The organism is Pseudoalteromonas sp. NZS100_1, from assembly GCF_015864285.1.
Taxonomy (GTDB): domain Bacteria; phylum Pseudomonadota; class Gammaproteobacteria; order Enterobacterales; family Alteromonadaceae; genus Pseudoalteromonas; species Pseudoalteromonas arctica.
Genome location: NZ_JADYXN010000024.1, coordinates 62,363 through 68,362, shown reverse-complemented (window position 1 = coordinate 68,362; position 6,000 = coordinate 62,363). Strand labels below are relative to the sequence as shown.

The following is a 6,000-nucleotide window of genomic DNA, read 5'->3' as shown; positions in this document are numbered from 1 at the left end:
CTAGACGCACAGGCAAGCTCACTGACTTCGATGTGATAAACGATAGCTAATCATTTATCAATGAGAGATACAAGACGTGCAGCTTGCTGACGTGATGAGCGTAGCTCGTAATTTAGATTGGAGACAGATAAGTAATTAGAAGCTGCGCTTCTCGCGCAAGCAAGCTTAGCGCCTACAGGTAAAGTTTGACGCGGTGTTTTTTGTAGACGTGCAGCTTGCTGACGTGACGGGCGTAGCTCGTAATTACTTTATTTTAAAAGTTCCAAAAATACACACCCACAAAAAAGCTCACGTACTGTGAGCTCTTTTAAAACTTACTTATAGCTAATTTTAACTTACTGCTGCTTTTGCGGCGGGAAGTTACTTAATATTTCGCTAACTGTTTTATTAATTGATGCTTCACGTTGTTCTGGCGATTGATTTTTCTTTAATCGGCCTTCTTTTGCGCCGCGCCATACAAGCTGGTTAGATTCACGGTCTACAATATCAATAATTAACGTACCCACTTCGTATTCACGCGCAGTTGTATCGCGTTGAAAACCAGTACCCCAATAACCCCAATGCGGGCGGTAGTTTATATTGAAGTTGTCTACTTCAAGCTCTTTATCTACCGATGCATGATAGTTAACAAGTACATCAGCTTGCGCTGCATCAACTAAACTCATACCTAGTGTTTGGCTCAATTCTGCATTAACGGCAGTGCGAACACGCTTTTCCATCAGGCCATTAATTTGATAGTTATTTGTGTCTTTAGTTAGGCTGGCGTTTTCTACCCAAGCAAATGTTTTAAAATTACTAAAGTTAGCTGATTTATCGTAATCCCAATCTGGGGTTTGTGTACAGGCTGTAAGAAGTGCTAGCGCTGCAACAATAAGTATATTTTTCATTACGTTTGCTCCAATAAAATGCATTAATTTAAAATAACACACATAGTTTAAATGTGTATTATTTAAACGTCCTAAATATTAGTCTAATTGTCAGGGCGTGTTGACCTTTCGTGGTTGAATTTGCAGCAGTATGTTTGGTATTTGGGCAAGGCAGAGCCTATGTAGTGTGGTTATTCCCCATAAATAGGTGATAACGCAGCATAAATGCCAAACATGCGCTGCGCGAAGGGTTCTGCCTAGGGGCAATTAACTCTTTGTTGCTCGGTTTTTACTTAGCCCACTAGGTTACAAACCTCACGCTGCGATTAAATTGCCCCTAAATTGAACAAATTTCAATCCACAAAGGTCAACACGCCCTATGGCTGAATGACTAATTAACCTCTGTTAATTAGTCATCAGTAAAAGTTTAATGTTCAACTTCAATCCAATCTTTTTCATCTACCCAGTTTTGTGCACCGTCTTTTACTGAACGAATAGGCACAATGTAGTCACAACTTATTTGTGGCTTAACTGAGGCAAATATAGGCACAAAACCAAAGCTTAATGCGGTTTCTATAATTGCTTTTTGATTTTGTGGGTCAATGTCGGCCGCTTCATCTATGTAAATAGGTATACGGTATAGGTTTTGTTCTTGATCACTCAATAAGTAGCGAATAAATAACATGCCACACAATAACTTAATCGTAATACGTGTGCCGTTTGAGCCGGCTGAGTCTATTTTTTCAAAGTGCTCTGTTTCACCTGCACGGTTAACCACTTCAAATCGAATATCAAATAAATCGGTAAGTGTTAAGCCCGCTTTATCTGAGGCGAGTTTAATTAAGTGATCTTTCGCTTCGTTTACTGCGCTTTCGCTGTACGGTTCTTGGCTAAGTAAATCAAGCGTGTCACCTTGCTCAAACTGATGCGACGTGCTGATAATGGTATCTATACTATCAACCAGCATTTTGCGCGGTATTACGTTAATTTTAAACGCTTGCAGGTTTGAAATACGGTGCTGGCTTATACCTTTATTAAAGCTGTTCATTTCGCGGCGAAGTCGGTCTAAATCTTCTCGCAAGCCTTTAATAGTGGCGGCCACTTCGGTAAGCGCAACGCGTGCTTGGCGTTCAACAGCATCGCGTTCGTTATCAATATTATGAAATGCGCTAATTAGCTTTTGGTACTTAGTATATTCGTCGTTTTCGTTATCAAATTTAGTAATACCCGCGTTGTACACATGCAAATAGGTATTACGCACGTTTATGTCAAAATTACGCAGCTCTTGGCAGTCTTTATTAAAGTGATGAACAAGGTCGCTTAAGTTATCAAAGTCGACTGTAATATCAATCATGTACGGGGTTACTTTACCGCTGTATAAATCAAGTGTGTGATCAATTCGCTCACTTTTAACTTGGCGCAAGCGCTCTGTTTGGCGATTGATTTGGTCTTGTTTTGATTTAATTAACGAGCGTCTGTCAGCAATTGAGCCACTATTTTTTTGAATATCTTGCAGGTAGTCGTCAACTTGCTCACGCTCAGCTAATAATTGCTCTTTTAGCATGGCTTGCGCTTCAACCGACTGCTGCATTACATCAAACTGCTCTAAGCGTTTTAGCGCGCTCTCTGCGCTCATTAGCTCATCGTATAATTCGTCTTTTTCTTTTTGCTTGTCGGCAACATTTGCTGCAACATCGCGTTGTTGCTTAAACTCTTTGAGTGAATGCTCAAGTGCACTGAGCTGAGCGGTTAATTGCTCTTTGTTTTCGCCGCTTTGCATTTGCACTGGGGATAGCTTTTTAAGCTTAATACTCGCACCTGGTAGCGTTAGTACACCGCCTTTAACATTTTCACTCAATAGCGATAAAAATTCCCCAAATGCGTCTTCGTCATCAATGGTTATATCGCCATTGGTGGTGGTCGCAAACGAGAGAATGTCAGGGTTTAAAATACGCGATATTTCTTCTACTTCTTTTAACGAGAGGTCTTCGCGCATACGGGTAAACAAATTAAACTCAAGGTTTTTAAGTTGCAGCTTTAGGCTCTTAATTTGTTTTTGAGTTTCGCTAATGCGGTAGTCAAGCGTATGCAGGCTTTGCCCTTGTGCGCTGGTTATAGAGTGCGAAAGCGACTCGTAATCTTGCTTTAACTGAGTCAGGCTGGTTTTAAGGGTGGCTTTATTTACCAGCTCAAATTCGCTTTTAAGCGCATCGTAATCTAAAAACCACTGCTCAATTTGCGTTTGTCTGCGCTCTATATCGCGCGATTGCTGTACGTATAGGCTTTGCTTTTGCTCAAACTCGTGTTTTTCGTGCTCTATATCTTCAAGCGCTATACCCAGCTCATTAAGTTGCGACTCTTGATAAGTGTCAAAATCAATCAGTGCTTGGTCAATTTTAGGTGCGTACGCCGCTAATTTACCTTTAAGCACGGTTTGGTTTTCAAGCATTGATTCAAGCGCGGCTATTGGTTCTTGCATAGATTCAAGCGCTTTTAATTCGCGTTTTGAGCGATTTACTTTATCAAACGAGCGGCGCCATACTTCATAAAAGTCGACCTTAGAGTTCGACATATGGCGTTCAAACACGCGTAGCATAAAGCGTTTTACATCGCTTGCGCCTAATTTATGTAAGTTAAGAATGCGGCGGAATATTTCTTTATAAATAGAGGAGTCTTGCACATTATTAAGCGGAATCATTTTTAAGTTAATGTCGCCGTCAAAAGGCGTTGCACCGCCAGTCAATAGCGCGTTTAGCTCTTGTGCTTTGAGCTCAATAGGGTTGTAGTTAAGCGATTTTAAATGGTTGAACAGCTTGGTAAATTTAATAATTGTTTTACCTTGCGTGTACTGCTCTAAATCAAGCTTTCCTTGATAACAAAAGTATTGATGCGCGTAACCGGCAATTTTACCAAGCCCGGCAACGCCAATCACTACCGAGCCATGAGGCAAGTTAGCTTCTAGTAAAATGTACGACTGATCGGATGAAAAATAAAACTTACGGGTTTCATCTAAGTCGTGTCCATCCCATTCGGTTAAGCGTAAATCGTTAATAAGCGGAAACTGCAGGGCGTTAATAACCGAACTTTTACCTGTGTTATTTGGCGCGCAAATAGAGCTGCTTTTATCAAGCGGGATCACACATTTTGCATAGCCTGCGGTGTTAAGTAGGGCGAGTTTACTCAGTCCGTATAGATTTTTCATTCCTCGTCCTCTGTAATGTAGGTTTCTTCGTTTACTTCCATTAATGCATCTATATAGCGGTGAATCGGCGCTTGTAGCATAAAGCCGCCTTCTACTTCGCGGGCTAAACCTAAGCGCACCATGCGCAGGTATACGTCTTTACGCAGGTCCGATCCCGAAAATATCTCAAGCTGATCAAACAAGTGTTTGTTAATTTGCACCAGCGTTTGCATAAGCTCTAAATCGTTTACTTCGTCAAACAATGCGCGCATTGGGTCTTTACCCGTATTGGCGTAGTGTTCAATTAAAATGTAAATAGTGAGCGCGATAGCGCGAGATATCTTGCCCATATTTGGCGTGCTTTCGTCGCTACCAAAATAATAAAAGCCACGGCTGTCGCGTTTTAAATCGTTGCCTAGGGCTGTAAATAAGGCGCTGTAGCTTTCTATGTGTTGGTCAAGCTCTTGCCACATTACGTTGTCTTGCTCGCAAATGTGATAACCCGCTACTAATTTTTTATTAATGGCTTGTAGATGGGTTAGCTCGTCTAAGTTTATGTGTGTCATGGTTTATTTACCTGCCTTTGAATCTGGCTGAGGCTCTGAATTAAATGGATATAAAGAAAAGTGCTGACCGGCAATTTTTACGCGGGCTTTTTCATCGCTTTGAATTATTTTAATATCGCTGTCGCTGACTAATTTTTGATACAAAAATAGCATTTCGTCGGCATCGAGATTTGGGTAGCTTTCGTCTAAAAATTGCAGCAAGGGTTGCGGCTTTTTGCGTTTTTTATTAAAGCGCTTAGCAAAGCTGGTTTTAACATCGTTGTAGTCAGGAATATTAGGCGTAACAAATGCAGGCACGTCTTGTTGGTCAGGCAATTGGTATTCTTCGTGTTCAAATTCAACCAAGCTTGCCATGTAAGCCACAATATGGCGTTGCTGACCAAGCGAATATCGCTGTGCGTCGCTCACAAAGTGTGGCTGTACAGCACTTAGCATGTTGTCTACGCCATTTTTACGCACCAGCCCAAGTACTTTGGCTGCTTGGCGAGTAATTAAGTTATTACGGCGAAGCTCTTCGCGCAGCGGCATAAGCATATCAGCACTTTTACGTAAGCTTTCTCTGCCCACTAAATGCATTTCGAGTATACGGGTACGTAATTGCTCCAACATGCGTTTATCGTTGTAGGCTTTACCCGAGCGTTCAATATGAATAATTTGCTTACTTATTTGCTCTTCAATGAGGGTAAAACACGCATGAAATTCACCGCGAATATCAACCATTTCAAGCATGGGCTCTATGTATTCGTCAAACGCTTCTATTACCGCTTTATAACGCTTTTGCAGCGATTGCACCGCATTATTAGATTTAGCTTGTTCAACAATATTTAAAATGGCGTTTTCGTTATGCGAGTAGAGCTTCATTATTTTACGCACCCGATCATCCATAATGCGGCTAAAGCGGCGTAAGTCGTCAAAGTCTTCTATTTCGCCAGCGTTATCTAGGCGGTTACCTAAACGTGCCAAATCGTCGACTAATACGCTAATTTCTTGCGCTAAACCTAAATGTTCTTCTTGCAGTAAAAAAGTAGCAAAATCGGCAATGGCACGATTTATCTCAAGCTGTGAAGATTTAGCCAGTGGAATTAAAATATCTTGGTTTAACAAGCGATTTGTTTCTTTATAAATACGCTCGTTTGACCACGTAGGCTGTTTTTGTTTAATGGCGTTTTGTACGTCTTTCAGGCTAAAGTCAGCCATTTTAAAACGTTTAAATAATAGCTCTAATACACCCCAATGTTCGGTTATGGTGTTTAGTAGCTTTTTAGCTGGGATCATAAGAGGTTACAACATCCTAGTATTTTATTATTGAGTATTCTGTTCATACTCATTATTACGTATTTTTAATTAACCTTGTCTGTATATAGTATTCGTTTTTAAGACCATTTAA

Annotated in this window: 4 protein-coding genes; all 4 read right to left on the bottom strand. The window is 40.8% G+C overall.

Annotated features, from left to right (window positions below):
• Positions 1-335: 335 nt before the first annotated feature.
• On the bottom strand, positions 336-887 hold the full coding sequence (locus I6F66_RS15335) for a DUF4136 domain-containing protein (RefSeq protein ID WP_008134542.1): 552 nt from the start codon (positions 885-887) through the stop codon (positions 336-338).
• 406 nt (positions 888-1,293) lie between these two features.
• Positions 1,294-4,068: an ATPase gene (locus I6F66_RS15330; protein ID WP_197209462.1), complete on the bottom strand. Its 2,775-nt coding sequence runs from the start codon at positions 4,066-4,068 to the stop codon at positions 1,294-1,296.
• Positions 4,065-4,613 (bottom strand): hypothetical protein, encoded by a 549-nt coding sequence (locus I6F66_RS15325; protein WP_197209461.1) that lies wholly within the window; start codon positions 4,611-4,613, stop codon positions 4,065-4,067. Before I6F66_RS15325 ends, I6F66_RS15330 begins: the two co-directional genes overlap by 4 nt.
• A gap of 3 nt (positions 4,614-4,616) precedes the next feature.
• The gene (locus I6F66_RS15320) at positions 4,617-5,888 is read right to left on the bottom strand and encodes a hypothetical protein (protein ID WP_197209460.1); all 1,272 of its coding nucleotides are present in this window, start codon (positions 5,886-5,888) and stop codon (positions 4,617-4,619) included.
• Positions 5,889-6,000: the final 112 nt, after the last annotated feature.

Coding starts and splice junctions, on each gene's coding strand:
- I6F66_RS15335 (WP_008134542.1), bottom strand. CDS start 887: ATGAAAAATATACTTATTGTTGCAGCGCTAGCACTTCTTACAGCCTGT.
- I6F66_RS15325 (WP_197209461.1), bottom strand. CDS start 4,613: ATGACACACATAAACTTAGACGAGCTAACCCATCTACAAGCCATTAAT.
- I6F66_RS15320 (WP_197209460.1), bottom strand. CDS start 5,888: ATGATCCCAGCTAAAAAGCTACTAAACACCATAACCGAACATTGGGGT.
- I6F66_RS15330 (WP_197209462.1), bottom strand. CDS start 4,068: ATGAAAAATCTATACGGACTGAGTAAACTCGCCCTACTTAACACCGCA.